Annotated in this window: 26 protein-coding genes and 1 pseudogene; 15 read left to right on the top strand and 12 right to left on the bottom strand. The window is 66.1% G+C overall.

Annotation, left to right across the window (positions count from 1 at the left end; genetic code table 11):
* Complete coding sequence (locus EJJ38_RS19640; protein WP_127092241.1) at positions 1-1,131, top strand: ABC transporter permease; 1,131 nt, start codon at positions 1-3, stop codon at positions 1,129-1,131.
* Between the two features lie 189 nt (positions 1,132-1,320).
* Here the strand turns inward: EJJ38_RS19640 and EJJ38_RS19635 are convergent, their stop codons facing one another.
* From EJJ38_RS19635 to yidD, 4 genes are all read right to left on the bottom strand, one after another.
* The gene (locus EJJ38_RS19635) at positions 1,321-2,067 is read right to left on the bottom strand and encodes a hypothetical protein (protein ID WP_127092115.1); all 747 of its coding nucleotides are present in this window, start codon (positions 2,065-2,067) and stop codon (positions 1,321-1,323) included.
* A gap of 235 nt (positions 2,068-2,302) precedes the next feature.
* Positions 2,303-4,264: a threonine--tRNA ligase gene (thrS, locus tag EJJ38_RS19630; RefSeq protein ID WP_127092114.1), complete on the bottom strand. Its 1,962-nt coding sequence runs from the start codon at positions 4,262-4,264 to the stop codon at positions 2,303-2,305.
* 115 nt (positions 4,265-4,379) lie between these two features.
* Positions 4,380-5,117 (bottom strand): potassium channel family protein, encoded by a 738-nt coding sequence (locus EJJ38_RS19625; RefSeq protein ID WP_127092113.1) that lies wholly within the window; start codon positions 5,115-5,117, stop codon positions 4,380-4,382.
* 30 nt (positions 5,118-5,147) lie between these two features.
* Positions 5,148-5,495, bottom strand: a complete 348-nt coding sequence (gene yidD / locus EJJ38_RS19620) for a membrane protein insertion efficiency factor YidD (protein ID WP_127092112.1) — start codon at positions 5,493-5,495, stop codon at positions 5,148-5,150.
* 38 nt (positions 5,496-5,533) lie between these two features.
* Between yidD and EJJ38_RS19615 the strand changes: the two genes are divergently transcribed.
* Positions 5,534-6,292 carry an acid phosphatase gene (locus EJJ38_RS19615; RefSeq protein ID WP_127092111.1) on the top strand — a complete coding sequence of 253 codons (759 nt, stop codon included), beginning with the start codon at positions 5,534-5,536 and terminating at the stop codon, positions 6,290-6,292.
* Here EJJ38_RS19615 and EJJ38_RS19610 read toward each other — a convergent pair whose 3' ends face one another.
* Complete coding sequence (locus tag EJJ38_RS19610) at positions 6,293-6,748, bottom strand: iron-sulfur cluster assembly scaffold protein (protein ID WP_127092110.1); 456 nt, start codon at positions 6,746-6,748, stop codon at positions 6,293-6,295. It abuts the gene before it with no gap.
* 351 nt (positions 6,749-7,099) lie between these two features.
* Between EJJ38_RS19610 and folE the strand changes: the two genes are divergently transcribed.
* The 3 genes from folE (at position 7,100) to EJJ38_RS19595 (ending at position 9,464) form a co-directional block, all read left to right on the top strand.
* Complete coding sequence (gene folE, locus EJJ38_RS19605; RefSeq protein ID WP_245454340.1) at positions 7,100-7,717, top strand: GTP cyclohydrolase I FolE; 618 nt, start codon at positions 7,100-7,102, stop codon at positions 7,715-7,717.
* Between the two features lie 26 nt (positions 7,718-7,743).
* Complete coding sequence (gene hisI, locus EJJ38_RS19600) at positions 7,744-8,205, top strand: phosphoribosyl-AMP cyclohydrolase (RefSeq protein ID WP_127092108.1); 462 nt, start codon at positions 7,744-7,746, stop codon at positions 8,203-8,205.
* Positions 8,206-8,423: 218 nt separating this feature from the next.
* On the top strand, positions 8,424-9,464 hold the full coding sequence (locus EJJ38_RS19595) for a patatin-like phospholipase family protein (protein WP_127092107.1): 1,041 nt from the start codon (positions 8,424-8,426) through the stop codon (positions 9,462-9,464).
* 221 nt (positions 9,465-9,685) lie between these two features.
* On the opposite strand, the gene EJJ38_RS19590 is transcribed toward EJJ38_RS19595, so the two are convergent.
* On the bottom strand, positions 9,686-10,117 hold the full coding sequence (locus EJJ38_RS19590) for a CBS domain-containing protein (RefSeq protein WP_127092106.1): 432 nt from the start codon (positions 10,115-10,117) through the stop codon (positions 9,686-9,688).
* Between the two features lie 209 nt (positions 10,118-10,326).
* Positions 10,327-11,031, bottom strand: a complete 705-nt coding sequence (locus EJJ38_RS19585) for a rhomboid family intramembrane serine protease (protein ID WP_338021904.1) — start codon at positions 11,029-11,031, stop codon at positions 10,327-10,329.
* A gap of 252 nt (positions 11,032-11,283) precedes the next feature.
* On the opposite strand from EJJ38_RS19585, the gene EJJ38_RS19580 reads away from it, so the two are divergent.
* Positions 11,284-11,940 (top strand): transglutaminase-like cysteine peptidase, encoded by a 657-nt coding sequence (locus EJJ38_RS19580; RefSeq protein ID WP_127092105.1) that lies wholly within the window; start codon positions 11,284-11,286, stop codon positions 11,938-11,940.
* Between the two features lie 69 nt (positions 11,941-12,009).
* Here EJJ38_RS19580 and EJJ38_RS19575 read toward each other — a convergent pair whose 3' ends face one another.
* Complete coding sequence (locus EJJ38_RS19575) at positions 12,010-12,540, bottom strand: gamma carbonic anhydrase family protein (RefSeq protein WP_127092104.1); 531 nt, start codon at positions 12,538-12,540, stop codon at positions 12,010-12,012.
* 160 nt (positions 12,541-12,700) lie between these two features.
* Between EJJ38_RS19575 and EJJ38_RS19570 the strand changes: the two genes are divergently transcribed.
* The gene (locus tag EJJ38_RS19570) at positions 12,701-14,353 is read left to right on the top strand and encodes an O-linked N-acetylglucosamine transferase, SPINDLY family protein (RefSeq protein WP_127092103.1); all 1,653 of its coding nucleotides are present in this window, start codon (positions 12,701-12,703) and stop codon (positions 14,351-14,353) included.
* On the opposite strand, the gene EJJ38_RS19565 is transcribed toward EJJ38_RS19570, so the two are convergent.
* Positions 14,350-14,907 carry a low affinity iron permease family protein gene (locus tag EJJ38_RS19565; protein WP_245454339.1) on the bottom strand — a complete coding sequence of 186 codons (558 nt, stop codon included), beginning with the start codon at positions 14,905-14,907 and terminating at the stop codon, positions 14,350-14,352. The two genes, EJJ38_RS19570 and EJJ38_RS19565, sit on opposite strands and share 4 nt — an antisense overlap.
* A gap of 49 nt (positions 14,908-14,956) precedes the next feature.
* On the opposite strand from EJJ38_RS19565, the gene EJJ38_RS19560 reads away from it, so the two are divergent.
* From EJJ38_RS19560 to EJJ38_RS19535, 6 genes and pseudogenes are all read left to right on the top strand, one after another.
* A complete protein-coding gene (locus tag EJJ38_RS19560) occupies positions 14,957-15,376 on the top strand; it encodes an MAPEG family protein (RefSeq protein ID WP_245454338.1) in 420 nt (139 codons plus the stop codon).
* A 66-nt stretch (positions 15,377-15,442) separates the two neighbouring features.
* Positions 15,443-16,105 (top strand): 5'-methylthioadenosine/S-adenosylhomocysteine nucleosidase, encoded by a 663-nt coding sequence (locus EJJ38_RS19555; RefSeq protein ID WP_127092102.1) that lies wholly within the window; start codon positions 15,443-15,445, stop codon positions 16,103-16,105.
* Positions 16,102-17,403: an RsmB/NOP family class I SAM-dependent RNA methyltransferase gene (locus tag EJJ38_RS19550; protein WP_127092101.1), complete on the top strand. Its 1,302-nt coding sequence runs from the start codon at positions 16,102-16,104 to the stop codon at positions 17,401-17,403. Before EJJ38_RS19555 ends, EJJ38_RS19550 begins: the two co-directional genes overlap by 4 nt.
* A 96-nt stretch (positions 17,404-17,499) precedes the next feature.
* Complete coding sequence (locus EJJ38_RS19545) at positions 17,500-17,721, top strand: hypothetical protein (protein ID WP_127092100.1); 222 nt, start codon at positions 17,500-17,502, stop codon at positions 17,719-17,721.
* A 219-nt stretch (positions 17,722-17,940) separates the two neighbouring features.
* Positions 17,941-19,488 (top strand): glutamine-hydrolyzing GMP synthase, encoded by a 1,548-nt coding sequence (gene guaA / locus EJJ38_RS19540; protein WP_127092099.1) that lies wholly within the window; start codon positions 17,941-17,943, stop codon positions 19,486-19,488.
* Positions 19,489-19,602: 114 nt separating this feature from the next.
* Positions 19,603-19,897, top strand: a pseudogene (locus tag EJJ38_RS19535) (IS630 family transposase); the annotation flags it as partial.
* Between the two features lie 156 nt (positions 19,898-20,053).
* Here EJJ38_RS19535 and EJJ38_RS19530 read toward each other — a convergent pair.
* Positions 20,054-20,764 (bottom strand): protein phosphatase CheZ, encoded by a 711-nt coding sequence (locus EJJ38_RS19530; protein ID WP_245454337.1) that lies wholly within the window; start codon positions 20,762-20,764, stop codon positions 20,054-20,056.
* Between the two features lie 184 nt (positions 20,765-20,948).
* Here EJJ38_RS19530 and EJJ38_RS19525 point away from each other — a divergent pair, with 184 nt between their 5' ends.
* Both EJJ38_RS19525 and EJJ38_RS19520 read left to right on the top strand, forming a co-directional pair.
* On the top strand, positions 20,949-21,332 hold the full coding sequence (locus tag EJJ38_RS19525) for a response regulator (RefSeq protein ID WP_127092098.1): 384 nt from the start codon (positions 20,949-20,951) through the stop codon (positions 21,330-21,332).
* A gap of 298 nt (positions 21,333-21,630) precedes the next feature.
* Positions 21,631-22,302: a response regulator transcription factor gene (locus tag EJJ38_RS19520; RefSeq protein WP_127092097.1), complete on the top strand. Its 672-nt coding sequence runs from the start codon at positions 21,631-21,633 to the stop codon at positions 22,300-22,302.
* Positions 22,303-22,819: 517 nt separating this feature from the next.
* Here the strand turns inward: EJJ38_RS19520 and EJJ38_RS19515 are convergent.
* Positions 22,820-23,617, bottom strand: a complete 798-nt coding sequence (locus tag EJJ38_RS19515) for a response regulator (protein WP_127092096.1) — start codon at positions 23,615-23,617, stop codon at positions 22,820-22,822.
* Positions 23,614-23,775 carry a hypothetical protein gene (locus EJJ38_RS20395; protein WP_164738589.1) on the bottom strand — a complete coding sequence of 54 codons (162 nt, stop codon included), beginning with the start codon at positions 23,773-23,775 and terminating at the stop codon, positions 23,614-23,616. Before EJJ38_RS20395 ends, EJJ38_RS19515 begins: the two co-directional genes overlap by 4 nt.
* Between the last annotated feature and the right edge of the window lie 295 nt (positions 23,776-24,070).

Here is a 24,070-nt window from a genome sequence, read left to right as displayed (position 1 = left end):
ATGCGGCACGGCCTTCTCGCGCGGGCCATGCGGGTGTTCCGGCTGGGCATCAAGGAGCTTTACAGCCTCAAGGCGGACCCGGTCCTCATGGGGCTGATCATCTACACCTTCACCTTCGCCATCTATTCGGTGGCCACGGGCGCCAAGTTCGAGGTGGAGAATGCCTCGGTGGCGGTGGTGGACGAGGACCGCTCCATCCTGTCCGCGCGCCTGCGGGACGCGCTCATCGCCCCCTTCTTCAAGCCGCCCGCGCTGATCGCGGCGACCGAGGTGGATGCGGCCATGGATGCGGGGCGCTATGTCTTCGTGCTGGAGATCCCGCCCAAGTTCGAGCGGGACGTGATCGCCGGGCGCCATCCCACCCTGCTGCTGAACATCGACGCCACCGCCATGTCCCAGGCGGGCAACGGCGCCTCCTATATCCAGAACATCGTGATGAACGAGGTGCTCGCCACCTATCCCGCCTTGGCGCCGAAGGAGAATATCTCCGTGGTGGTGCGCGCGCTGTTCAATCCGAACCTGAAATCCTCCTGGTTCACGGCGGTGATGCAGGTCATCAACAACGTGACCATGCTCTCCGTCATCCTCACCGGCGCGGCGCTCATCCGCGAGCGCGAGCACGGCACCATCGAGCATCTGCTGGTGATGCCCGTGACGCCCATCGAGATCATGCTGGCGAAGATCTGGGCCAACGGCTTCGTCATCGTCGCGGCCGCCACCTTCTCATTGGTGGTGGTGGTGCAATGGCTGCTGGGGGTGCCGGTGGCGGGCTCGCTCGCCTTGTTCGTGGGGGCGAGCATCCTCTACCAATTCTCGGTGACGGCACTCGGCATCCTGCTGGCCACCTTCTCCAGCTCCATGGCGCAGTTCGGCCTCATCGCGATGCCCATGCTCATCATCATGAACCTTCTCTCGGGCAGCACCACGCCCATGGAGAGCATGCCGGTCTGGCTGCAATATGTGATGCAGCTTTCCCCCGCGCCCCATTTCGTGGCGCTCTCCCAGGCCATCCTCTATCGCGGGGCGGGCCTGGGCATCGTGTGGCCGCAGCTTCTCGCCTTGCTGGCGGTGGGCAGCGCCTTCTTCGCCTATGCGGCCATCCGTTTCCGCAAGACCCTGCTCTCGTCCTGAGGGGCGGGCTGGCCGGGCGGCGGGGCTGTGGATCCGGCGCGCCGGTTAGGGATGATCTGCATGAATGCCCATGACTAAGTCTAGAATGGCGTCATGGCCGGGCTTGTCCCGGCCATCCACGGGGTTCCGCTAAGTAGATATTTAATGGAAGTCCGTTGTGTTTGCTAAATTCTTGAATTTTGATTGATCTTAGAGTATCGGCGGAGATCCACCAAGCGAGATGATGCGGCTTTCAATTTTCCGAACCAAGCCTGCCTGATCGCCATCAGGCGTCGTATCATGGCGCATCTCTATAAGAGCGTCGATTAGAACGTCTATTGCCTTTTTGTTGTTACCCTTTGCGACAAAGGCATCCGCCTTCTTTTGCAAAAGTTTGACCTTAAGCAGATCTCGTTCGCTACGAAGATCCAAAATTGCCCGCTCGAGCTTCGTCACATCTGAGACAAGCCCCATTGTACTAACGAGGCGCTCAACGGATTTGGCATATCCGCCCAATTTTCCCGCATCCGTCGATGCATCTTTTGCTTTCATTCGTGCATCAAAGAACATATCGGCGATGAGTTGCTGAATAGCGTTTTTTAAATCGCTATCTAGGTCTCTGTGAATTCCTAGCGCATCTATTTCGTGTGGAAGTAATCCTTCTTTTTTTAATTTAATTAATTCATTACATTCAGAAATAGCTGAAATTATATTTTGTATTTTATAATTTATGCTTACTGGCTTGCCTGCGCTCTCAGCAAAATATTTCAATTTTGCTGCGATATCTCTGATGTGAATGTCGTGATCCGGTGCGCAAATTTGGCACAGACTGAGATCGTTGACCTTCAGAAACCAACCGGACTTGCCGCACAACTTACACGTCGCCATCACCAACCCCATGCCGTGGTATGGGGGAGCGTAGTACAACCGGTGCGGGATTTGAATGAGGTGCGACACTGGCACCTCATTGCGTAGTCATGACAATTTCTGAAGTTTCGGCTCGCGTTCCAAGAATGACTGAGCGCAATATATTACCGTCCGGCAATTCCCGATATACATGTCTATCAATTCACTGTTGCACAGCGGGGCGTGGATGGCCGGGACAAGCCCGGCCATGACGTATTTATGAAGCTGGCCTCGCTCGTGAAATGCCGCCAAATCGAGAGCAGTTCCGAGCAACGGGCCTAAGGCGTCAGCCGTTCCGGCGCTTCACGTCCGGCGGGGTCGCTTCCGCCGCCAGCAGGGCCAGGGCCTCGTCCAGCGGCAGGACGGTCTGGTCGTTGGAGCCCAGGCGGCGCATGGAGATGGTGCGCTCCGCCGCTTCCTTGCGGCCCGCTACCAGGATGACCGGCACCTTGGCCAGCGAATGCTCGCGGACCTTGTAGTTGATCTTCTCGTTGCGCAGATCGAGGTCCACCCGCAGGTCCAGCGCGCGGGCGGCGGCGGCCACTTCCGCCGCATAGTCGTCGGCTTCCGAGGTGATGGTGGTGGACACGATCTGCACCGGCGCGAGCCAGAGCGGGAAATGGCCCGCGAAATGCTCGATCAGGATGCCGGTGAAACGCTCCATGGAGCCGCAGATGGCGCGATGGATCATGACCGGCGTCTTCTTGCTGCCGTCCGTGTCCACATAGAAGGCGCCGAACCGCTCCGGCAGGTTGAAGTCAACCTGGGTGGTGCCGCACTGCCATTCCCGGCCGATGGCGTCCGACAGGGTGTATTCAAACTTCGGGCCGTAGAAGGCGCCTTCGCCCGGCAGGATGCCGGTCTTGATCTTGCCGCCCGACTGCTCCTCGATCTGCGCGAGCACGCGGGTCATCACCTCCTCGGCATGGTCCCACACCGCGTCGGAGCCGACGCGCTTCTCGGGCCGGGTGGAGAGCTTCACCACGATGTTCTCGAAGCCGAAATCGGCATAGGTCGAAAGGATCAAATCGTTGATCTTCAGGCACTCGGCCGCCATCTGCTCCTCGGTGCAGAAGATGTGGGCGTCGTCCTGGGTGAAGCCGCGCACGCGCATGAGGCCGTGCAGCGCGCCGGAGGGCTCATAGCGGTGCACCGCGCCGAACTCGGCGAGGCGCAGCGGCAGGTCGCGATAGGACTTCAGGCCGTGCTTGAAGATCTGCACATGGCCGGGGCAGTTCATGGGCTTGAGCGCGAACACGCGCTCGTCGTCGGTCTCGTCGCCCGCCGACTGCACCTTGAACATGTTCTCCTTGTACCAGCCCCAGTGGCCCGAGGTCTCCCACAGGGACTTGTCCAGCACCTGGGGCGCGTTCACCTCGTCATAATCCGCCTTCAGGCGGCGGCGCATGTAGGAGACGAGGTTCTGGAACAGGGTCCAGCCCTTGGGGTGCCAGAAGACCGTGCCCGGCCCTTCCTCCTGGAAGTGAAAGAGGTCCATCTCCCGGCCGAGGCGGCGATGGTCGCGCTTCTCGGCCTCTTCCAGGCGGTGGAGATAGGCATCGAGCGCCGCCTGGTCGTGCCAGGCGGTGCCGTAGATGCGGGTGAGCATGGGATTGTTGCTGTCGCCGCGCCAATAGGCGCCCGCCACCTTCATGAGCTTGAAGGCGGTGCCGATCTTGCCCGTGGAGGGCATGTGGGGGCCGCGGCACAGGTCGAACCAGTCGCCCTGCTTGTAGATCTTGAGGTCCTGGTCCTCGGGGATGGCGTCCACCAGTTCCACCTTGAACGCCTCGCCCTTCTCGGCGAACACGGCCTTGGCCTGGTTCCGGCTCCACACTTCCCGGGTGAAGGGACGGTCGCGGGCGATGATCTCCTTCATCTTCGCCTCGATCTTCGGCAGATCGTCGGTGGTGAAGGGCTCGTTGCGGGCGAAGTCGTAATAGAACCCGTTCTCGATCACCGGGCCGATGGTGACCTGGGTGCCGGGATAGAGCGCCTGCACCGCCTCCGCCAGCACATGGGCGGCGTCGTGGCGGATGAGTTCCAGGGCGCGCGGGTCGTCGCGGGTGACGATCTCCAGGCGCGCATCCTTGGTGATGGGCTCGGCAAGGTCGGCCAGTTCCCCGTCCAGGGTCACGGCGACGGCCTTCTTGGCCAGGGATTTGGAGATGGCGGCGGCGATGTCCGCGCCGGAGGTCCCCTCGGCATAGTCGCGCACGGCGCCGTCGGGGAAGGTCAGGTGGATCATGGCTTTTCTCCTGCCCACTCCTGCGTACCACGCAGGTAGGCGTTTTTGACGGGCCTCCTTTAGGCCGTGGCCCCGCGCTCGTAAAGCCGCAGCCCCGCGCGGGGCTTGCAGGTTCTCAGGCGCGCGTCTCGTCCAAGGGCCCCTCATTGGCGGTGGTATAGAGATTGGTCAGCCGGGCCACGAGGATCGCCACATAGAGCACCCCCACCATCTGCTCCACGATGGCGAAGGACTGCACCTGATGGGTGTTCGGGACGATGTCGCCATAGCCGGTGGTGGTGATGGTGGCATAGCTGAAATAGATGAAATCGAAGAACGGCACCTCGGACCGCTGGATGCTGCTGTCGAAGCGGAAGGAGGTGGGGTCGAAAACGAAGAGGATGCGATAGATCAGCGCCCAGAACAGCGCCATGGTCATATAGGCGGTGAGCGACGCGAAGAGGCGGTCCAGCGTGATGCGGCCCGGCAGCAGCACGTATCTCAGCATGCTGTAGATGGCGTAGGCATAAAACACGCAGAAGAACGCGGACGACAGGATGATGGAAAACTCGTTCGGCTGCAGAGCCGTATAGATGTCGAAAATGATCGCGCCGACGCCGCAGAAGATCAGCATCAGGCGCCGGAGCTGCCGTTGCCGGGAGGCGAACGTGACCATCTGCATGGTCATCATCATCATGACCACATCCACCATGACGATGGCCGCGACGCCCGCATGGATCTTATGGATGGCGGGGAAGATCAGGATCGACACCAGCATGACCACGGTCATCTTGATGTAGAAATGGCTGTAGAGGTGATGCTTCAGCCGCTGCATCATCGTCCGCGCCGGCTTGTGTGTCTCCACCACCGTCATCCCCGATCGCCTCCTCCTTGATGGTGGGTTCTATCCCGTGTCCCGCGGGCCGCGCCAGTCGCCGTAGCGCCACGGCCGGTTCCAGCGCGCCTCGGCGGGCGTCGTGTCCGGCACCGGGTCGAAGCCGTGCCCGCCCCAGGGATGGCAGCGGCAGATGCGCGCCCCCGCCATCCAGCCCCCCGCCCAGGCCCCGTGCCGGGAGATGGCCTGGTCCGCATAGTCCGAGCAGGTGGGCAGATAGCGGCATTGCCGCCCCATGAAGGAGGACAGGGTGTAGCGGTAGAAAAGGATGGGCGCGCGCAGCAGCAGGCGCGGCAGGCGGGCGAGGGGGCCGGGCGCGCGCTTGTGCCCTTGCTTGCAGTCGGCGAACGATGCCATGACCGGGCTCACGCCATCGGTACCGGGGGGCTCGTCACATGGGTCGCGCTGCATTCGCGTTCGTCGTCCTCGTTCTATCCCTGTGCGGGGCGCACGCGGCGGACCCCTCTTATATCGGCCCCGCCGACATCGATCTCACCACGCTTCTCGCCCCGGCGCCCGCGCCCGATTCCGCCATCACCCGCGAGGATGTGCGCGTGCTCCTGGACCTCCAGGCGGTACGGACGCCTGAAATGGTGGCCATGGCCAATGCGGACGTGCCGCGCACCCTCTCCCGCTTCTCCGAGGTCACGGGCACGGACCTGTCGCCGGCCCGCGCGCCGGTGGCCAATGCCGTCTTCGACAAGGTGGGCTCCGATGCCGCCGCCATCATGGCGCTGGCCAAGAACCACTGGAAGCGCACGCGGCCCTATCTCGCCTTTCCCGAGGTGAAGGTGGCGGTGCCGCCCGAGGCCACCTTCTCCTATCCCTCCGGCCATGCCGCCTTCGGCATGGAAACCGCCATCCTTCTGGCCCAGATGCTGCCGGAAAAGGCCGAGGCCCTGTTCGCGCGCGGCATCCAGTTCGGCTTCGAGCGCGCCATTGCGGGCGTCCATTATCCCAGCGACGTGGAGGCAGGGCGCCAGGCGGGCATCGCCATCATCGCGGTGATGATGAACAGCCCCAAATTCCAGACCGACTTCGCGGCCGCCCGCACGGAACTGCGCGGGCTTCTCGGCCTGCCGGAGCTTCCGCAGGTGGCCGCGCCGCCGCTCGCGCCCGCGCTTCCCGCCGCGAGCCCGGCTCCGGCGCGCTGATCAGGTCTGCGCGGCGGCGAGCGTCGTCGCGCGGGCGTCGATCTGGTCGAGCGCGTCCACAACCGCATCGAAGGTGAGCAGGGTGGAGGCGTGGCGCATTTTGAAGTCCCGCACCGGCTCCAGAACGGCGAGATCCGCCCAGCGCCCGCCGGGCGGCGTGCCGTTCTCCTTCAGCATGCGGCGCATCTCCTCGCGCACCGCCCGCAATTCCTCAATGGTGGAGCCCACCACCAGATGGCCCATGATGGAAGAGGAGGCCTGCCCGAGCGCGCAGGCGCGCACCTCATGGGCGAAGTCGCTGACCCGGCCGTCCGCCACCTTCAGGTCCACGGTGACGGTGGAGCCGCACAGGCGCGAATGGGCGGTTGCGGTTGCATCCGGCGCATCGAGGCGGCCAAGCCGGGGGATGTCGGCGGCGAAGGCCAGGATGCGGGTATTGTACATCTCGTTGATCATCGCGGACGTTCCGGTCCCTGTCCCACGTGCTTGTCCCGCTTGCCGGTTCCATCGGCCTCTCGCCGGTGTTTCCGGCGAGCGCCATGCGTCCCGCACTGCGGTGGTCGGCAATTCGCGCATTTGCCGCGCGCTATGTCCCTCTTATATAAGGGACGGACGGCGCGGCAAAAGAGGCTGCGCCCGGATGTTCCCATAGGCTTGAACGGCAAGCGTCGGGCTCCGGCATGTGCACCCCCGGCGGGGTGCGGGCCGGATCGCTCCGCGCTTATCGAAGCCGACGCCGGTGACACTCCCCGCCGGAAGGCGGGTCGGACGGAGTTGGGCATGGACGCGGTTGTGACGAGTTTGAAAATGAATGCAGCGGTAACGGAGCCGCAGGCGGGCGAGGCTGTGCCGACCCGCCGCCCCAGCCGCGCGGAGGCGGAAGACGCCATCCGCACCCTCATCGCCTATATCGGCGAGGACGTGACCCGCGAGGGTCTGGAGGATACCCCGCGCCGGGTCATCCGCGCCTATGACGAGCTGTATGCCGGCTACGGGCACGATGCGGAGGAAATCCTCGACCGCACCTTCGGCGAGATCGGCACTTTTGATGACTTCGTGCTGATGCGCGACATCCCCTTCTATTCCCATTGCGAGCACCACATGGTGCCGTTCGTGGGCAAGGCCCATGTGGCCTATTTCCCGGTGGACCGGGTGGTCGGCCTCTCCAAGATCGCGCGGGTGGTGGATGTCTATGCCCGCCGCCTGCAGACCCAGGAGCATTTGACCTCGCAGATCGTGCGCGCCCTGGACGAGACGCTGAAGCCGCGCGGCATCGCCCTGATGATCGAGGCGGAGCATATGTGCATGTCCATGCGCGGCATCGCCAAGGCCGGGGTCACCACCCTCACCAGCCAGTTCACCGGCGCGTTCCGCGACGACCCGGCCGAGCAGGTGCGCTTCATCTCCATGGTGCGCGGGCGCTGAGCCCGTCCACTGCGAGCTTGCATGTCATGAGCGACGTCACTTCCTTCGGCGCGGCCGCCGATCACCATGAGCTGGAAGAGGGCACGCGCCTCGCGCCGCGCTTCGACGCGGCCGGGCTCATCACCGCCATCGCGGTGGATGCGGCCAGCGGCGACGTGCTCATGCTCGCCCATATGAATGCCGAGGCGCTTGCCCGAACCATCGAGACCGGCGAGGCCCATTATTACAGCCGCTCCCGCAAGGCGCTGTGGAAGAAGGGCGAAAGCTCCGGCCATACCCAGAAGGTGGTGGACCTGCTGGTGGATTGCGACCAGGACGCGGTGGTCATGAAGGTGGAGATGGGCGGCACGGGCGCGGCCTGCCACACGGGGCGCCGCTCCTGCTTCTATCGCCGGATTCCCGTGGGCGTGCCCGCCGCCGAGGCCCGTCTCTCCTTCACCGGAGATACCCCGCGCTTCGACCCTGCGAAGGTCTATGGCAAGGGCTGAGAGCCCGGCCACGCTTCCGTCACCAAAAACAGGCACGTTCGCTGCTAAGGCTTGATCTTGTCCGGTTGGAACAACCGGGTCGGGAAAACGGTCTTAAAGCAGTGGGAGCGCGGTTCGCGGGGCGTTTGGAGCACGGGCGTGCTGCCATCGGCGCGCGAACGCACTCCGGGTGCCCCCGGCTTTCGCCTCGCGGCACCCGATGCGGCGCGGAGGCGTGCATGATGCAGGGTTTCTCATTCTTCGGCCGGGCGGCGGATCTCTCGGGCGGCGGGCAGGCCATCGCACCCGAGGGGGACGGCCCCGTTCCGCCGCCACCGGAGCCCACGCCCCATCGTCCCTCCGTCGCGCTGGCCCTGGGCGGGGGGGCGGCGCGGGGCTTTGCCCATATCGGCGTGCTGCGCGTGCTGGAGCGCCACGGTTTGCGGCCCAGCATCATCGCGGGCACCTCCATCGGCGCCGTGGTGGGCGGCCTGTGGGCGGCGGGCAAGCTGGACGCGCTGGAGGACTGGGCGCGGCACCTCACCAAGCGCGGCATCCTGCGCTATATCGACCCGGTGTTTCGCGGCCCCGGCCTCATCAGCGGCAAGCGCCTCTCCGACCGCCTGGCCAATGAGCTGAGCGGCGTGGATATCGAGCAATTGCCGGTCACCTTCGGCGCCATCGCCACGGAGCTGGGTACCGGGCACGAAATCTGGCTGACGCGCGGCCTGCTGTCGGAGGCGATCCATGCCTCCTATTGCCTGCCGGGCATTTTCACCCCGGCCCATGTGAGCGGGCGCTGGCTCATGGACGGGGCGCTGGTGAACCCCATTCCCGTCTCCGCCGCCCGTGCGCTGGGGGGGCGGGTGGTGATCGCGGTCAATCTCAATTCAGAGGTGTTCGGGCGCGGCACCGTGATCCAGGATCACGGGGGGCCGCTGCTGGAAGAGGAGGAGCCCGTCGTCGCCATGCGCCGCCCCATGGGGCTCGCCCGCATGCTCCGGCCCGACCGCCTGCTGCGGGGAACGCCGCTGACGGGCGCTGCCGCCACCGGCCCGCGCGCGCTGTCGGGGGTCATGATCGACGCCTTCAACGTGATGCAGGACCGCATCGCGCGTTCGCGCCTCGCGGGTGATCCGCCGGACGTGCTGGTCTCGCCCAAGCTGGGCAAGATCGGCCTGTTCGACTTCCACCGGGCCGGAGAGGCCATGGAGGCGGGCATGGAGGCCACCGAGCGGATGATGGAGGACATCAAGGCCTCCATCACCGCCCTCGGCTAACGCCCGGCCGGCATCCGCTCCACGGACGGCTTCGCGCCTCTCACGGCCCGTCATGCCCGGGCTTGTCCCGGGTATCCACGCCTGTGGGTCGAGCGTGCACCCAGCGGAACCCCGTGGATGGCCGGGACAAGCCCGGCCATGACGCTGTTCCATAAAAGACCGCTTGAAGGTCGATCCGTTGGCGCCCGATCGGCGAAACGCTCGGCGGGCTGTGCCTGCTCTCAGGCAGTCATGATGTAGTCGCGCAGTTCCGCGCTCTCGCGCTCCATTTCCTCCACGCGGTGTTTCACCACGTCGCCGATGGAGATGATGCCGATCATCCGGTCATTCTCCACAACGGGAACGTGGCGGAACCGCCCGCGGGTCATGCGCTCCATGATGACCGGCACGGTCTCGTCGGGGGTGCAGGTGACCACGGCGCGGGTCATGACCGAGGAGACGGGCGAGGACAGGATGTCCGTGCCCTTCTCGGCCAGGATGCGCACCACGTCACGCTCGGAGAGGATGCCTTCCAGGCGTCCCGTGGGCGAGACCGCGACGATGGCGCCGATCCTGTGTCCCGCAAGGCTGCTCACCGCCTCGGTGAGGGGGGCGTCGGGAGAGATGGTGACGAGGGAACCGGACTTCTTCTGCAAAAGCTGGCGCACTGTCATGACGATATCTCCGCTCCCTTATGGCGAGGACCACCGGGCGCACACGCTCCGGCCGTTCGGTCCTTCTTGTCGGGCCGGATAGAAGCGGCACCCGCCGGCGGTCCTGGGACCACCGTGGGAGACGGGAAGCCGCCTGTGCCGCATCACACCGGCCGTTAGGGAATGATCCTCCCAAGGGGCCCGGTGCGCAACCCGCAATTGTTGCGAGTCTAAAGTGGAAAGGCGGTGCGGTGTGCCTCGGGGGCGGGCGGGTCGAACAGGGAGAACAGGAGGAGGCCCGCGAAGAAGCCGCCCAGATGCGCCTGCCACGCCACTTCCGCGCCTTCCGTGCCCGGCAGGCTGACGGCGACGCCGAACAGGAAGTTCAGCCCCACCCACACCGCGATGAACACCAGCACGCGCGGCTCGCGCAACGCACGCACGAGGGGCACGGCGGGCAGGTGGCCGGAGCGGCCGAAGCCGGACCGGCCATAATTCATGGGGCCGAGCGGGCCGCCGGGTGCGAAGGCGAAGCGCACCGCAGCCGCCATGGCGCCGGACACCACGGCGGAGGCGCCGATCATGGGCACCATGGCGCCGGGATAGGACAACAGATGGGCGAGCGCACCCGCCGCCGCCGTCACCACGCAGAAAGCGAGGAAGCGCGCGGTGCCGAAGCGCCGTGCCACGGGCGTGCCGAACGCCAGCAGCCAGACGAGATTCATGCCCAGATGCATCCAGCCGCCATGCAGCAGGGCATAGGTCACGAAGGTCCAGACCTGCGCGCCCAGGCCGCCGGGCAGGGCGAATTCCGGGATGCCGGAATAGCGGGCGGGGATGAAGGCGAAGAGGGCGAGGATCTCGATGTCCGCCATCTCGCTCAGAAAGCCGCGGATCAACTCGATGACGGCCATGACCGCGGAAAGCCCCGTCACCACGCCGGGGACGTTGAGAACCGGCTGTCGGTGCGGCGCGCGGCGCAATTCGTCGGGATTAAGCACCCTTCGGACATAGGACGCAGCCGCAGCGCAGGCAAGGACAAACGGCGGGAGATCCGGCCCGCAGCTGAAGCGCTGCCGCAATCACGAAAACGCGACCCCGGACGTTAAGGTTAAGGAGTGGTTGACGGCGCAAATGCGGCGGCGATGGGGCATTATCAAATTGTTAACCGAGACCCGATCGCCGCCATGCCGCTCCCCACCCGCCTGCTCCTGACCCTCGGCCTGCTCCTGGCAGGTGCGACGGGCGTTGCCGCCGGAGAGACCCGCACCGCAGCGCTTTCGCCTGCCAATGGCGGTCTGTCCGGAACCCAGCCCGCCCATCTCACCGCCATCGGCGGCACGACCCCGCCCATCGGCTATGTGCGCTTCTGTGCCGATCACGGCACCGATTGCGTCGCGTCCGGCGAGATGGTGTTCGAGATGGAGCTGGACAAGGCGCGGCTCGGCCAGCTGGAAAAGGTGAATACCGGGATCAACGAGGCGGTGGATCCGGTCACCGACATGGAGCATTTCGGCGAGACCGAGCGCTGGGCCTATCCCACGGACGGGAAGGGCGACTGCGAGGATTATGTGCTCGCCAAGCGCAAGGCGCTGCTGGGCATGGGCTGGCCCGCCTCGGTCCTGCTCATCACCGTGGTGCGCGACAAGGACGGCGACGGCCATGCGGTGCTCACCGTGGTCACCGACCATGGCGACCTGATCCTGGACAACCAGGCGGCGGAAATCCTGCCCTGGAAGGAAACCGGCTACCGCTTCGTGAAGCGCCAGTCCCAGGGAGATCCGGCGCTCTGGGTGTCGCTGGGCGACAGCCGCTCTCCCCCGGTGGTGGGCGGCGGGCGCTGAGCGCCCGCCCCGAAAGCGTTTCCAGGCGACGTGTGAAGCGGTTCGCGCGGAGGAAACGCTAAAAACGCCCTAGTCGATGCGCTTGAGGCCCTTGGCGAAGCGCTTCCAATTGGCCTGATAGCGCAGCGCCGTTTCCTTGAGCCGGGCAACCGCCTCATCGTCCAGCGTACGCACCACCTTGGCGGGGGCGCCGACGATCAGGGAATTGTCGGGAAACTCCTTCCCTTCCGTCACCAGCGCATTGCTGCCCACCAGGCAGTTGCGGCCGATGCGCGCGCCGTTCAGCACGGTGGCGCCCATGCCGATGAGGCTGTCATCGCCCACCGTGCAGCCGTGCAGGATGGCCCCGTGCCCCACCGTCACATTGGACCCCAGCGTCATGGGGAAGCCGGGATCGGTGTGGAGGATGCAGTTTTCCTGGATATTGGTGCCTTCGCCCACCACGATCGGCTCGTTGTCGCCGCGCAGCACGCTGCCGAACCAGATGCTCGCCTCGTCCTTCAGGACCACCCGGCCGATGACCGTGGCGTCGGGCGCCACCCAGTAGTGGCCCTCCTCGGGCAGTTCGGGCGTCGCGTCGTCGAGGGCATAGATCGGCATCAGGTGGATCCCCGCTATTCGTCCTGGATGCTCACTATAACGTGGTCCGCCCCTATGCTAGAGGCGGCGTGATCGGCGATACGCCCGCCGGGCTCGACCTCTCGTTGCGAGAACCCGCTTGTCCCGGACAGATGCTGCCCCACCCTTGCCGCCGGACCTGATGAAACTGCTGCAGGACGGCTATCAGGCCCAGATGCGCGGCCAGCTGGAGGATGCGGCGCGCGCCTATCGCAAGCTCCTCCAGAAGGCGCCCGACGCCGTCGACGCGATCCACTTGCTGGCCATGGTGCGCGGCAAGCAGGGGCGCTACGAGGATTCCATCCGGCTCTACCGGGATGCGCTGCGGCGGCGGCCGGACGATGCCAAGCTCTGGTACAATCTCGGCCTCATCTGCAATGCAGCCGATCTCTCCCACGAGGCCGGAAACGCCTATGCGGAAGCGGTGGCCCGCGACCCCGCGACCCCCGAATGCCTCGGCCTGTGGTTTGCCGCGCGGCGGCGCCTGTGCGACTGGAGCGACCATGCGCGCCTGACGGCGGCGCTGGAAGCCGGGGCGGACCCCGCGCATGCGCCCGCATCCCCGTTCGACACGCTCATGCTGGACGATCCCGACCTCCAACTCGCCGTCGCCCGCCGCCGCATGGCGCGCAGCACGCCCGAGCGCGTGGACGCCATAACCGAGCGGGCGCCGGGTCGCCTGCGCATCGGCTATCTGTCGGCGGATTTCCGGGAGCATCCCGTCACCCATCTCCTCGTTCGCCTGCTGGAGCGTCACGACCGCTCGCGGTTCGAGGTGGTCGCCCTGTCGGTCGGCATCGATGACGGGTCCACCTATCGCGCGCGCGTCCGGCAGGCGGCAGACCGTTTCATCGATTGCGCGGGCGATGATCTCGATGCCCTCGCGCGGCGGATCCGCGATGCGGGCATCGATATCCTCGTGGACCTCATGGGCCATACGGGCGGCAATCGCGTGGATCTCTATTCCCGCCGCCTCGCGCCGGTGCAGGTGAGCTATCTCGGCTATCCCGGCACCACGGGCGCGGCGGGGATGGACTATGTGATCGCCGATGCGGCGACCTTGCCGCTGTCGGACGCCGCCACCTTCAGCGAGCAGGTGGTGCATCTGCCGGACACCTACCAGCCGTGCGACCCGGACCTCGTCCTTCCTCCGACGCCGGACCGCGCGGCCTGCGGCCTGCCGGAGGAGGGCGTCGTCTTCTGTGCCTTCAACAGCCCGCAGAAGATCGATCCCGCCATGTTCGATGTCTGGATGGGCCTGCTGCGGCAGGTGCCGGGCAGCGTGCTCTGGCTTCTGGCCGCCCCGGCGGCGGAGGCGAATGTGCGGCGCGAGGCGCAGGCGCGCGACGTGTCGCCGGAGCGGCTGGTGTTCGCGCCCCGCGCGGGCGTGGCCGAGCATCTCGCCCGTGTGCCCCTGGCCGACCTGTTCCTGGACACCTTTCCCTACACCGCCCACACCACCGCCAACGACATGCTGCGCATGGGCGTGCCGGTGGTGACGCTGCGCGGGCGCACCTTCGCGTCGCGCGTCGCCGCCAGCCTCGTCACGCTCATGGGGTGCCCGGAACTGGTGACGCAGGACGCCGAGGCCTATGTGGCGCTCGCCCTGGACCTCGCCCGCGACCCCGCGCGCCGGGCTGCGCTGCGCGCCCGCCTCGCCGATGCGCGGGCGACCTCGCCCTTGTTCCGGCTCGACCGCTACAGCGCCCATCTGGAAGCGGCTTATGAGGAGATGGTGGACCGCTGGCAGCGCGGGCTTCCGCCCGCCGCCTTTTCCGTCCCGCCCGTGGCTTAGCTTTTCTGTTCCGCGGTGGAATTGCCGTCCGTCGCCTTGCCGTCCGCCGCCGGCGTGCAGACGTCGCTGAAACGCCGGTCCGGCGTGGAGATCTCGGCGCCTTCCCCTTCCTCCTCCTGGGCAATGTCCGCGAGCCGGGCATAATCGGCCCGCAGGCGATCCAGGGTCTCCTCGTCCAGATCCTCCAGGTCCAGCAGCACGTTGCGCGGCCCCTCGGTGCGCGCGATCAGTTCGTCCAGCTTGATCTGGAGCGCGGCGGTGTCGCGGTTCTGGCTGTTCTGGATCAGGAACACCATCAGGAAGGTGACGATGGTGGTGGAGGTATTGATGATCAACTGCCAGGTATCGTTGTAGCCGAAGAGGGGGCCGGTCAGCCCCCAGACCACGATGACGGCAACGGCCAGGAAGAAGGTGACGGGTTTGCCGGCGGCCTTCGACACCGCCTGCGACACACGGGTGAACAAGGGGCGATGCGCAGGCCCCTCGCTTGCGGCCCGCAGGGTGGGGATGGGGTTCACGTCCGGCATGCTGTTGTCTCCGATGGTGGAACGCATGCCCGAGTTCAAGGTTCCTGTATCCGGAACCTGATGGAGGGAGACCACCTTGACCGCAGCCATGATCCTCGCCCCCACCTTTGCCTTGGTGGCGCTCATCTTCATCCTGCTGTTCTGGCTTGGCCCCATGCGCTGGGGCGCGGTGGCGCGCGGGGAAGTGGGGCGCGAGGCGCCGCTCGATCCGCGCGCCTTCCCCGAGCGCTGCCAGCAGGCCGCCAACGCCTTCGCCAACCAGTTCGAGCTGCCGGTCCTCTATTTCGTCCTGGCGATCCTGGCCTTCGTCACCCGCAAGGCGGACATAGTCTTCGTGGTGCTGTCCTGGGTGTTCGTGGCCACGCGCTATGCCCATGCCTTCGTGCACGTCACCTCCAACGACGTGAAGCTGCGCTTCCCGCTGTTCGCCGTGGGGGCCCTGGTGTTGCTCATCATGTGGGTGCTGTTCGCGCTGGCCATCCTGCTCAACATCTGAAGACGCCATTGACACGGGGCGCCGCGCGGCAGAGGAACGCGGGCGAAAATTCCGACGGTGCCTCGCATGGAAGACCCCCGCCGCCACGTCCGCTCCATCGGCGGGCTCGATATCCTGTTCGTCATGGCGACGGCCATGGAATACGGGCCCCATCTGCGCAGCCGGATCGAGCCGCTCATCACCGGCGTCGGCCCGGTGGAGGCGGCGGCGTCCACGGCGGCCGCTCTGGCATTCCTGCGCCATCTGGGCGTGGTGCCGGACCTCGTCTTCACCCTGGGCTCCGCCGGCTCGCGCAACCTCGACCATGCGGGCGTCTATCAGGTGGAAAGCGTCTCCTATCGCGACATGGACGCTTCCCCGCTGGGCTTCGAGCGCGGATGCACGCCGTTCTGCGACCATCCGGCGGTGATCGCGCTGCCGCACCGCATCGCGGGCGTGCCCTCCGCCTCACTGTCCACGGGCGGCGCCATCATTTCGGGCGGCGCCTATGATGCCATCGCCGCCGACATGGTGGACATGGAGACCTTCGCCGTGCTGCGCGCCGCCGACCGCTTCGGCATCGCGCTGATGGGCCTGCGCGGCATCACCGACGGGCGCACGGAACTGTCGCGCTACGAGGATTGGTCGGACTATCTCCACCTCATCGACGAGAAGCTCGCGCTCGCCCTCGACGCCTTCGCCGCCCAGGCGGAGGCCGGACATCTCCTGCCCGCAAGGCCGCGTTCATGACCCCTGCCGCCCGCCTGTCCGCCGCCATCGAGGTCCTGGCGGACCTTGCCGCCCGCCGCCGTCCGGTTGCTGAATGCCTGAAGGAGTGGGGCCTCAAGCACCGCTTCGCCGGATCGGGAGACCGGGCCGCCATTGCCGGGCTGGTCTATGACACGCTGCGGCGGCGCGCCTCGGCCGCCTATGTGATGGGCTCGGACGAGCCGCGCGCTTTGGTGCTGGGCATGCTGGCGGTGGTGCGCGGGCTCGATCTCGACGCCATCACGCGGTTGGCGGACGGCGCCCGCTTCGCGCCCGCCGCGTTGTCCGCGGACGAGAGCGCCCGTCTCGCGGCCCCCGATCTCTCCAGCGCCGCGCCGTGGGTGAAGGGGGACTATCCCCAATGGCTCGATCCCTATTTGTCCGCCGTGTTCGGGGATGAGCGGACGGAAGAGGGCAGGGCGCTTGCCTCCCGCGCGCCGCTGGACCTGCGGGTGAACAGCCTCGCCGGCACCCGCGAGGCGGTGCTGGAGGATCTGGCCCATCATGCGCCCGTGCCGGGAAGCTGGTCGCCGCTCGCCCTGCGCATCGCGCTGGATGCCGAGGGCAAGGCGCCCCCGCTGGTGGCCGAGCCCGCCTTCCTGAAGGGCCTCGTTGAGGTGCAGGACGAGGGCTCGCAGATCGCCGCCATCCTCGCCGCGCCGGTTCCCGGCAGCCAGGTTCTGGACCTGTGCGCGGGCGCGGGCGGCAAGACGCTGGAGCTGGCCGCCCTCATGGACAATAAGGGCCAGATCTATGCCCATGATTCCGACATCCGCCGCCTGAAGCCCATTCATGAGCGCCTTCAGCGCGCCCATGTGCGCAACGTGCAGGTGCGCGCGCCGCGCGGCACGGCGGACGTGCTGGGCGACCTGGAAGGGCATATGGACCTCGTTCTGGTGGACGCGCCCTGCACGGGCACCGGCACCTGGCGGCGCAACCCCGACGCCAAATGGCGCGTGCGCCCCGGCGCGCTGGCCGAGCGCACCGCCGACCAGGCGAAGATCCTGGCCGATGCCGCCCGCTTCGTGCGGCCCGGCGGGCGGCTTGCTTACATCACCTGCTCGCTGCTGGACACGGAGAACGGCGCGCAGATCCGCGGCTTCCTGGAGCGCCACGGCGATTTCGCGGTGGTGCCCCCGGCCGAGGCGGTACTGGCGCTGGGCGCGCGCGGGCTGGACTTGCGGGCCGCTGCCCTGGAGAGCCCGGAAGGGCTGCTCATGACCCCCCGCCGCACGGGGACGGACGGCTTCTTCGTGAGCGTGCTGACCCGCACGGCGTGAAGCTTGGGCCGGGCATGATCTGCCCGGCGGGAACGGAATCGGCTGTGGGCGCGTCTTTGACATGACGGGGCTCGCCCCATGCCGAGGACTGCACCCATGTTCATCATCCGTCTGTTGGTCCTGCTGGTGGTCGCCGTGGGCAGCTACTGGGCCTATTATGTCTTCGCCGCCGGTTCGCCCTACGACCAGATCGGCTCCACCATCAATTCCCACCTGCCGGATCAGGCGCGCGCCTATGGCTGCGCGGAGCTGAAGAAGCGCCATGCGGGCGCGCAGGCGGCGCCGGAGGGCTGCGAGGGGCATTGGACGGCCACCTGATACCAACGGCCCCGATCTTTGACCGGTGCCGAGTGGGTTTCGCTCAAGCGCCGCGTGGGCTTGACCAAGGGTCCGTGAGCAACGCTCACGGACCCTTGGTATGAGCCGTCCCCCCTGCCCAATGCATGAGAGGTCTGCGCGCCGCGACGCGGGCCTTGCTTTTGGAATCGCGACTTTCCCGCTAAAGGAAGGGCCACCGCCGACAGGAAGGCCCTTTCCATGCAAGACACCGTCCTCATCATCGATTTCGGCAGCCAGGTGACGCAGCTCATCGCCCGCCGGGTGCGCGAGGAAGGCGTCTATTCGGAAGTCGTGCCCTTCCAGAAGTCGGCCGAGGCCTTCGCGCGCCTGAAGCCGAAGGCGGTCATCCTCTCCGGCGGCCCCGCCTCGGTCATCGAGGGCGAGAGCCCGCGCGCCCCGCAGGAAGTGTTCGAGGCGGGCATTCCCGTGCTCGGCATTTGCTATGGCGAGCAGACCATGGCCGACCAGCTGGGCGGCAAGGTGGAAGGCGGGCATCACCGCGAATTCGGCCGGGCCGAAGTGGAAGTGAAGCGGCCGAGCCCCCTGTTCGAGGGCGTGTGGCAGCCGGGCCAGCGCTATCTGGTGTGGATGAGCCATGGCGACCGGGTGACCGCGCTGCCTCAGGGCTTCGAGGCCATCGCCACCTCAGACAATGCCCCCTTCGCCGCCATCGCCGATGAGGCGCGCAGCTATTACGCCGTGCAGTTCCACCCGGAGGTGGTTCACACCCCGGACGGCGCCAAGCTGCTGCGCAATTTCGTGCGCCGCATCGCGGGCCTTGAGGGCACCTGGACCATGGGGGCCTTCAAGGAGGAGGCCATCGCCCGCATCCGCGCCCAGGTGGGCACGGGCAAGGTCATCTGCGGCCTGTCGGGCGGCGTGGATTCCGCCGTGGCGGCGGTGCTGATCCACGAGGCCATCGGCGACCAGCTCACCTGCGTGTTCGTGGACCACGGCCTCATGCGCCTGGGCGAGGCGGAGCAGGTGGTCTCCCTGTTCCGCAACACCTACAACATCCCGCTTGTCCATGCGGACACGTCCGACATGTTCCTGAAGGAGCTGGAGGGCGTCACCGACCCGGAAGTGAAGCGCAAGACCATCGGGCGCCTGTTCATCGACGTGTTCGAGGCCGAGGCGAAGAAGGTGGGCGGCGCGGACTTCCTCGCCCAGGGCACCCTCTATCCCGACGTGATCGAGAGCGTGTCCTTCACGGGCGGTCCCTCGGTGACCATCAAGAGCCACCACAATGTGGGCGGTCTGCCCGAGCGCATGAACATGAAGCTCGTGGAGCCGCTGCGCGACCTGTTCAAGGACGAGGTGCGCGCGCTCGGCCGGGAACTGGGCCTGCCGGACAGCTTCGTCGGCCGCCATCCCTTCCCGGGTCCCGGCCTCGCCATCCGCTGCCCCGGCGAGATCACCCACGAGAAGCTCGAAATCCTCCGCAAGGCGGACGCCATCTATCTGGAGGAGATCCGCGCGGCGGGCCTCTATGACGTGATCTGGCAGGCCTTCGCGGTCCTCCTCCCCGTCCGCACCGTGGGCGTGATGGGCGACGGGCGCACCTACGACCACGTCCTCGCCTTGCGCGCGGTGACCTCCGTGGATGGCATGACGGCGGATTTCTATCCCTTCGACATGACCTTCCTCGGCCGCACGGCCACCCGCCTCATCAACGAGGTCCGCGGCATCAACCGCGTGGTCTACGACGTGACGAGCAAGCCGCCGGGGACGATCGAGTGGGAGTGACGGGCGGCGTACTCTGGAGGGCCAGAGCGTTGCTGTTTTTGACTGAATCGTTTGGGATTCCCGATCCGTTCGGATTGTGATTCAAGATGCTGGCTGAGCGGAAGCCAGCATCGCATGGCCCGACCTCTTTCGAACGATTTGCGCGAACGTGTTGTCGCTGCGGTTCTGTCCGGAGAGGCGAGCCGCGCGGTTGCTGCCCGTTTTGGGGTTGCGGTGTCCTCTGTCGTGAAGTGGTCGCAGCGCCACCTGGCGACGGGCGCGGTGACGCCGGGCCAGATGGGCGGCCGCCGCAAACGGGTGCTGGCACCCCACCGGGCTGCGGATCGCTCAGACCCCGCACCTGACGCTGCATGGCCTGAAGGCCGAGTCAGCCGCGCGCGGGATCTTCGTCTCCCACGCGCGGCTTTGGGTCCTGGCCTGCTCCCTGCGCGTGCCGCAAGGACGTGTCGCGCGGCCCATGCCGTATGGAGCACGGCGAAAAAAAACCGGGCGTTGGCGCCCGGTTGGAGGTGAAGTCTCAAAAACAGAAACCGTCCCACACGCGGACCGGAGGAGGCGCCCCTCCTCAGGAAAAGAGCGAGTCGATGTCGTCCTGGGACACCACATTGTTGTCGGACGACAAAGCAGGGCCGTTCAGCAAGGCGGCATCGCCTTCGCGCTCGCGCTCCTTCTTGAGGTCGCCGGCCATGCGGTGCAGGTCTTCCGGGCCGCCCCAGATGGCGATCATGCGCGAGATGTGATGCTCGACGAACTGCATCAGCCCCACCACCTTGCTGATGCGCTGGCCGGTAATGTCCTGGAAATTGCACGCCTCGAAGATCTGCACGGCATTGTCGTGGATCTGGTGGGCGATGTCCTTCTGCTCGCCGGTCAGGTCGCGGCCGAGCCGCTTCACCAGGTCGTCGATATTCTCGGCGGCGGACAGGATCACCTCGGTGGCCGCCTCGGTGTCGCTCACCACGGCGCTCAGCTCATAGGTGGCGCGGTCCAGATTGGCGCCGCTATGGTGGCCCGCCTGGATGGAGGCTATTTCCGACTTGGTGTTGGCGATGGCCTCGCGGATGGTCTCCAGGCCCTGCCAGAGCACGCCCTTGCTGTCTTCGGTCTCGATCTCGGGGGAGAGGCGGGTGGCTCGCGCCAGGTCGGCCCGAAGGGCGGCGAGTTCCGTGAGGATACGGTCAAGCTGGTCGAGCGGGATGGTCGCCACCACGTTGGAAGTCCCTGTCTTGGAGTGGACGGCGTTCTCGATGCGAAACGGACGCATGCTCGTCGGCATCCGTGCCTCCTTGTCCGGGTTTAAGGCGCATATCACGAATTCTTAGACTAAACTTGGATGGGAGGAAAAGACCCCGCCAATTGGCTGCGCAAGCTCCGCGCAAGCTCGCGCGGACTAAAAGACCAAGGATAACGGGAGTAGAACTCCCCGAAGCACTACTTGCTGCCTTCCGAAGGAGTGGGACATGGCGGTTGATTTGTCGATGCCGGTTCTCGTGGTCGATGACTACAAGACCATGGTCCGCATCATTCGCAACCTGCTGAAGCAGATCGGTTTCGAGGATGTGGACGAGGCGTCGGACGGCACCGAGGCGCTGACCAAGCTGAAGGAGCGGCAGTATGGCCTTGTCATCTCCGACTGGAACATGGAGCCCATGACCGGCTACGAGCTGCTGAAGCGCGTGCGTGACGATGCGGACCTGAACGGCCTGCCCTTCATCATGGTGACCGCGGAAGCCAAGTCCGAGAACGTGATCGCGGCCAAGAAGGCCGGCGTGAACAACTATATCGTGAAGCCCTTCAACGCGCAGACCCTGAAGAGCAAAATCGAGAACGTGTTCGAGGCCTGAGCCCACGGGGCTGGGCCGTGCTGAGAGTGCCATCGATTTCCAGGTCAGAGGCGCCGCCGGTCATTTCCGGACGGCGCCTCTTTCATGTTGCGATTCCCCCTATGCGCGATTCCGAGATGCGAGTCCAAAAAGCGCCAAATTGGACCGAATCTGCCCGTCAAATCCGTAGTAACTCGCGTTGAGTGGAGGGAAGCCAAGTCTTAATTGTTGCTTACCGGCGGCGAGCACGGGGCAGGGAAGTGAAAAACTCCCTGAAAAGCTCGACGTATCCCAGGTGCTGTAAGGTAAGGGGGATGTCATGTACGTAATCGTTGATCATAGAGAAGCTGTGGCCGGCAGTTACGTCTCGGGTTTCATGCGCGAAGGCTTTTCGTCCTTGGGGCTGGGGGAAGGTGAGTTCAAGGAGTGGCTCCAGGCTGCTTCGGAGAATGACCTTGAGGCCGTCGAAGGCTTCCTTCTTGGCGATTTCGAGACCCGCCCCAACTATCCGGAGATCATCCGCAGCCACTGCCAGGCGCCCATCATTGCCCTCAGCGACGTGAAGTGCCTCTCGCAGACGCTGGAACTCTTCACCGCCGGCATCGACGACGTGGTCCGCAAGCCCGTCCATATCCGCGAGATCGTGGCCCGCTCCGAGGCCGTGCGCCGCCGCACGGTGGTGACGCCGAAGGCGCCCAGCAGCGAAGGCAAGCTGAAGGTCTTCTTCGACGGGCGTGACCCCGAAGTGAATGGCGATCCGCTCCCGCTGCCGCGCCGCGAGCGCCACATCCTGGAATATCTGGTCAAGAACAGCCGCCGTCGGGTGACTAAGACTCAGATTTTCAACACGATTTACGGCATCTTCAACGACGACGTGGACGAGAGCGTCGTGGAAGGCCACATGAGCAAGCTGCGCAAGAAGCTGCGCCAGCAGGTCGGTCACGACGTGATCGATGCCAAGCGCTATCTCGGCTACCAATATGTCGGCTAGAGCCCCCGCCGATCGGCCTGCGCAGCAAGTCGACCGGATCTTGCGGTCCCTCTGAACGGCTCAGGGCCGGCCTTGTCAGGCCGGTGACGCCTTCTCCTCCCAGGTTTCATGCCCTGGCCCGGTCCTGTCGCCTCAGGCGCGGCCGGTCAGCTCTCATCTCCTAGCGTCGGGCGGGCCCCCGCCCGCACCCCCAATCCGACGCCATCTTGGGACGGCAAGGCAACTTGTCCGTCCCTTTTCTTTTGCGCGTTCGGATATGGCCCGCCGTCCCATTCCCTTCCTGTGCGCGGGGGGGAGGGAGCCTTGCGGCTCAAGAGGGCATCGGAGCCTCGGGAACACCCGATCTCGCTTCATCGGGACCTGTGGACATCCACGGGCGCGGCGGCGCCTTCCAATGGGTTCCAGCGGAGCCTGCAGAAAAAGTCCCATACCGGCCGGTATCGGCACTTTTGTTAACCATGTTTTAGGTTTTCATCGGCCCGCGGAAGCATGACACTTCCAAATTGGATGGTTAATATCAGTCGATATTAATGCCAAGGCGGGAGGCTTGGCGCTGCACGAAGGCCTCCATGCGCTTGCGCCCTTCCTCGGTGAGGAGGACGAGAACGCGGCGGCGGTCCTGCGGGTCGGGGATCCGATCCAGCAGTCCGGCATCCTTCAGGTCTTCGATGCGGCGCAGGGCGGTGGTGGTCGGGGCGCCGGACGCGATGCACAGGCTGGTGACCGAGATGGGGCGGCCCGTGGCCTCCGCCATGGCAAGGTCCAGCAGCATGTCCCAGGCGGGATCGGAAAACAGGCCCGCCTGGAAGATGGCGTCGCGGTCCGCACGGGCGGCCACCAAAGCGCGCAGATAATTGGGGCGGGCCGTCGTCACCGTCGTGCGGGTGGGGCCGTCCTCCTCCGCGATCTCGGATTCCTCGTCGGCCAGCAAGGCGAGCGCGCGCTGGATGGCGTGCGCCACTTCCTCCGGCAGCAGGGGCTTCTGGAGGAAGTCCACCGCCTTCAGGCGCAAGGCGCCCACCGCACGGTCGAGGGAGGCGTGGCCGGTGATGACGATGGCGGCGAGCGGGCGCGCGCGTTTGCGCATGGAGAGCTTCTGGAGAAGCTCAATGCCGTCGATGCGCGGCATCTGCAGGTCGGTGACGATCACCTGCAACTCCTCGTGCCGATGCACAAGGTCCAGCGCCTTCACCGCGGTGTCGGCGGTCCGCGAGATAATTCCGAGCGAGGCCAAGCCCTCGCTCAGTTCCACGAGGATATCGGGGTCGTCATCAACAAGAAGCACCCGGGGCGCTTCCGACGCCTCTTCGCTCATGTATCAGGCCACTCCTGCAACGGCTCGACCGAAGGTTCGCGAGTGCCGCCAAGCACGGCCTGCATGGCGAGCAGCTCATACAGGGGCCGCTTCCGCGAGACGAGATGGACATGAATGTAATCCACACCGGCACCGCGCGCTAGCGTCAGGTCAGCCATATGCAACACCCCATCGCTTTTCCGGAACTGGCCCAAGCGCTCGGGTGTGCGCAGAGGAGATGGAAATCCCCCTGTTTCCCCGCCGTTATCAAGGGCGGTGCGGGTCCGAGCGGCGCCTGTCCATCCTGCCCATGGGGACGTGGGAAACCGGAAGGAGGCCGCTCCGGCGCTGGCCCTTGTGGTCCGTCCAGCCGCGAGGACCCATAGACGGGCGAGGGGGTGGGCGGCCGGGACGCCCCGAGGCGTTTCATCCTGGCATGCTCGGCCGCTCCCGATGCGGGCAGGGCGGTGGGGA

The sequence above is a fragment of the Aquabacter cavernae genome (assembly GCF_003993795.1).
GTDB lineage: Bacteria > Pseudomonadota > Alphaproteobacteria > Rhizobiales > Xanthobacteraceae > Aquabacter > Aquabacter cavernae.
Note: the sequence above shows the minus strand (reverse complement) of the source record. Positions and strands in the feature narration are given on the sequence as shown.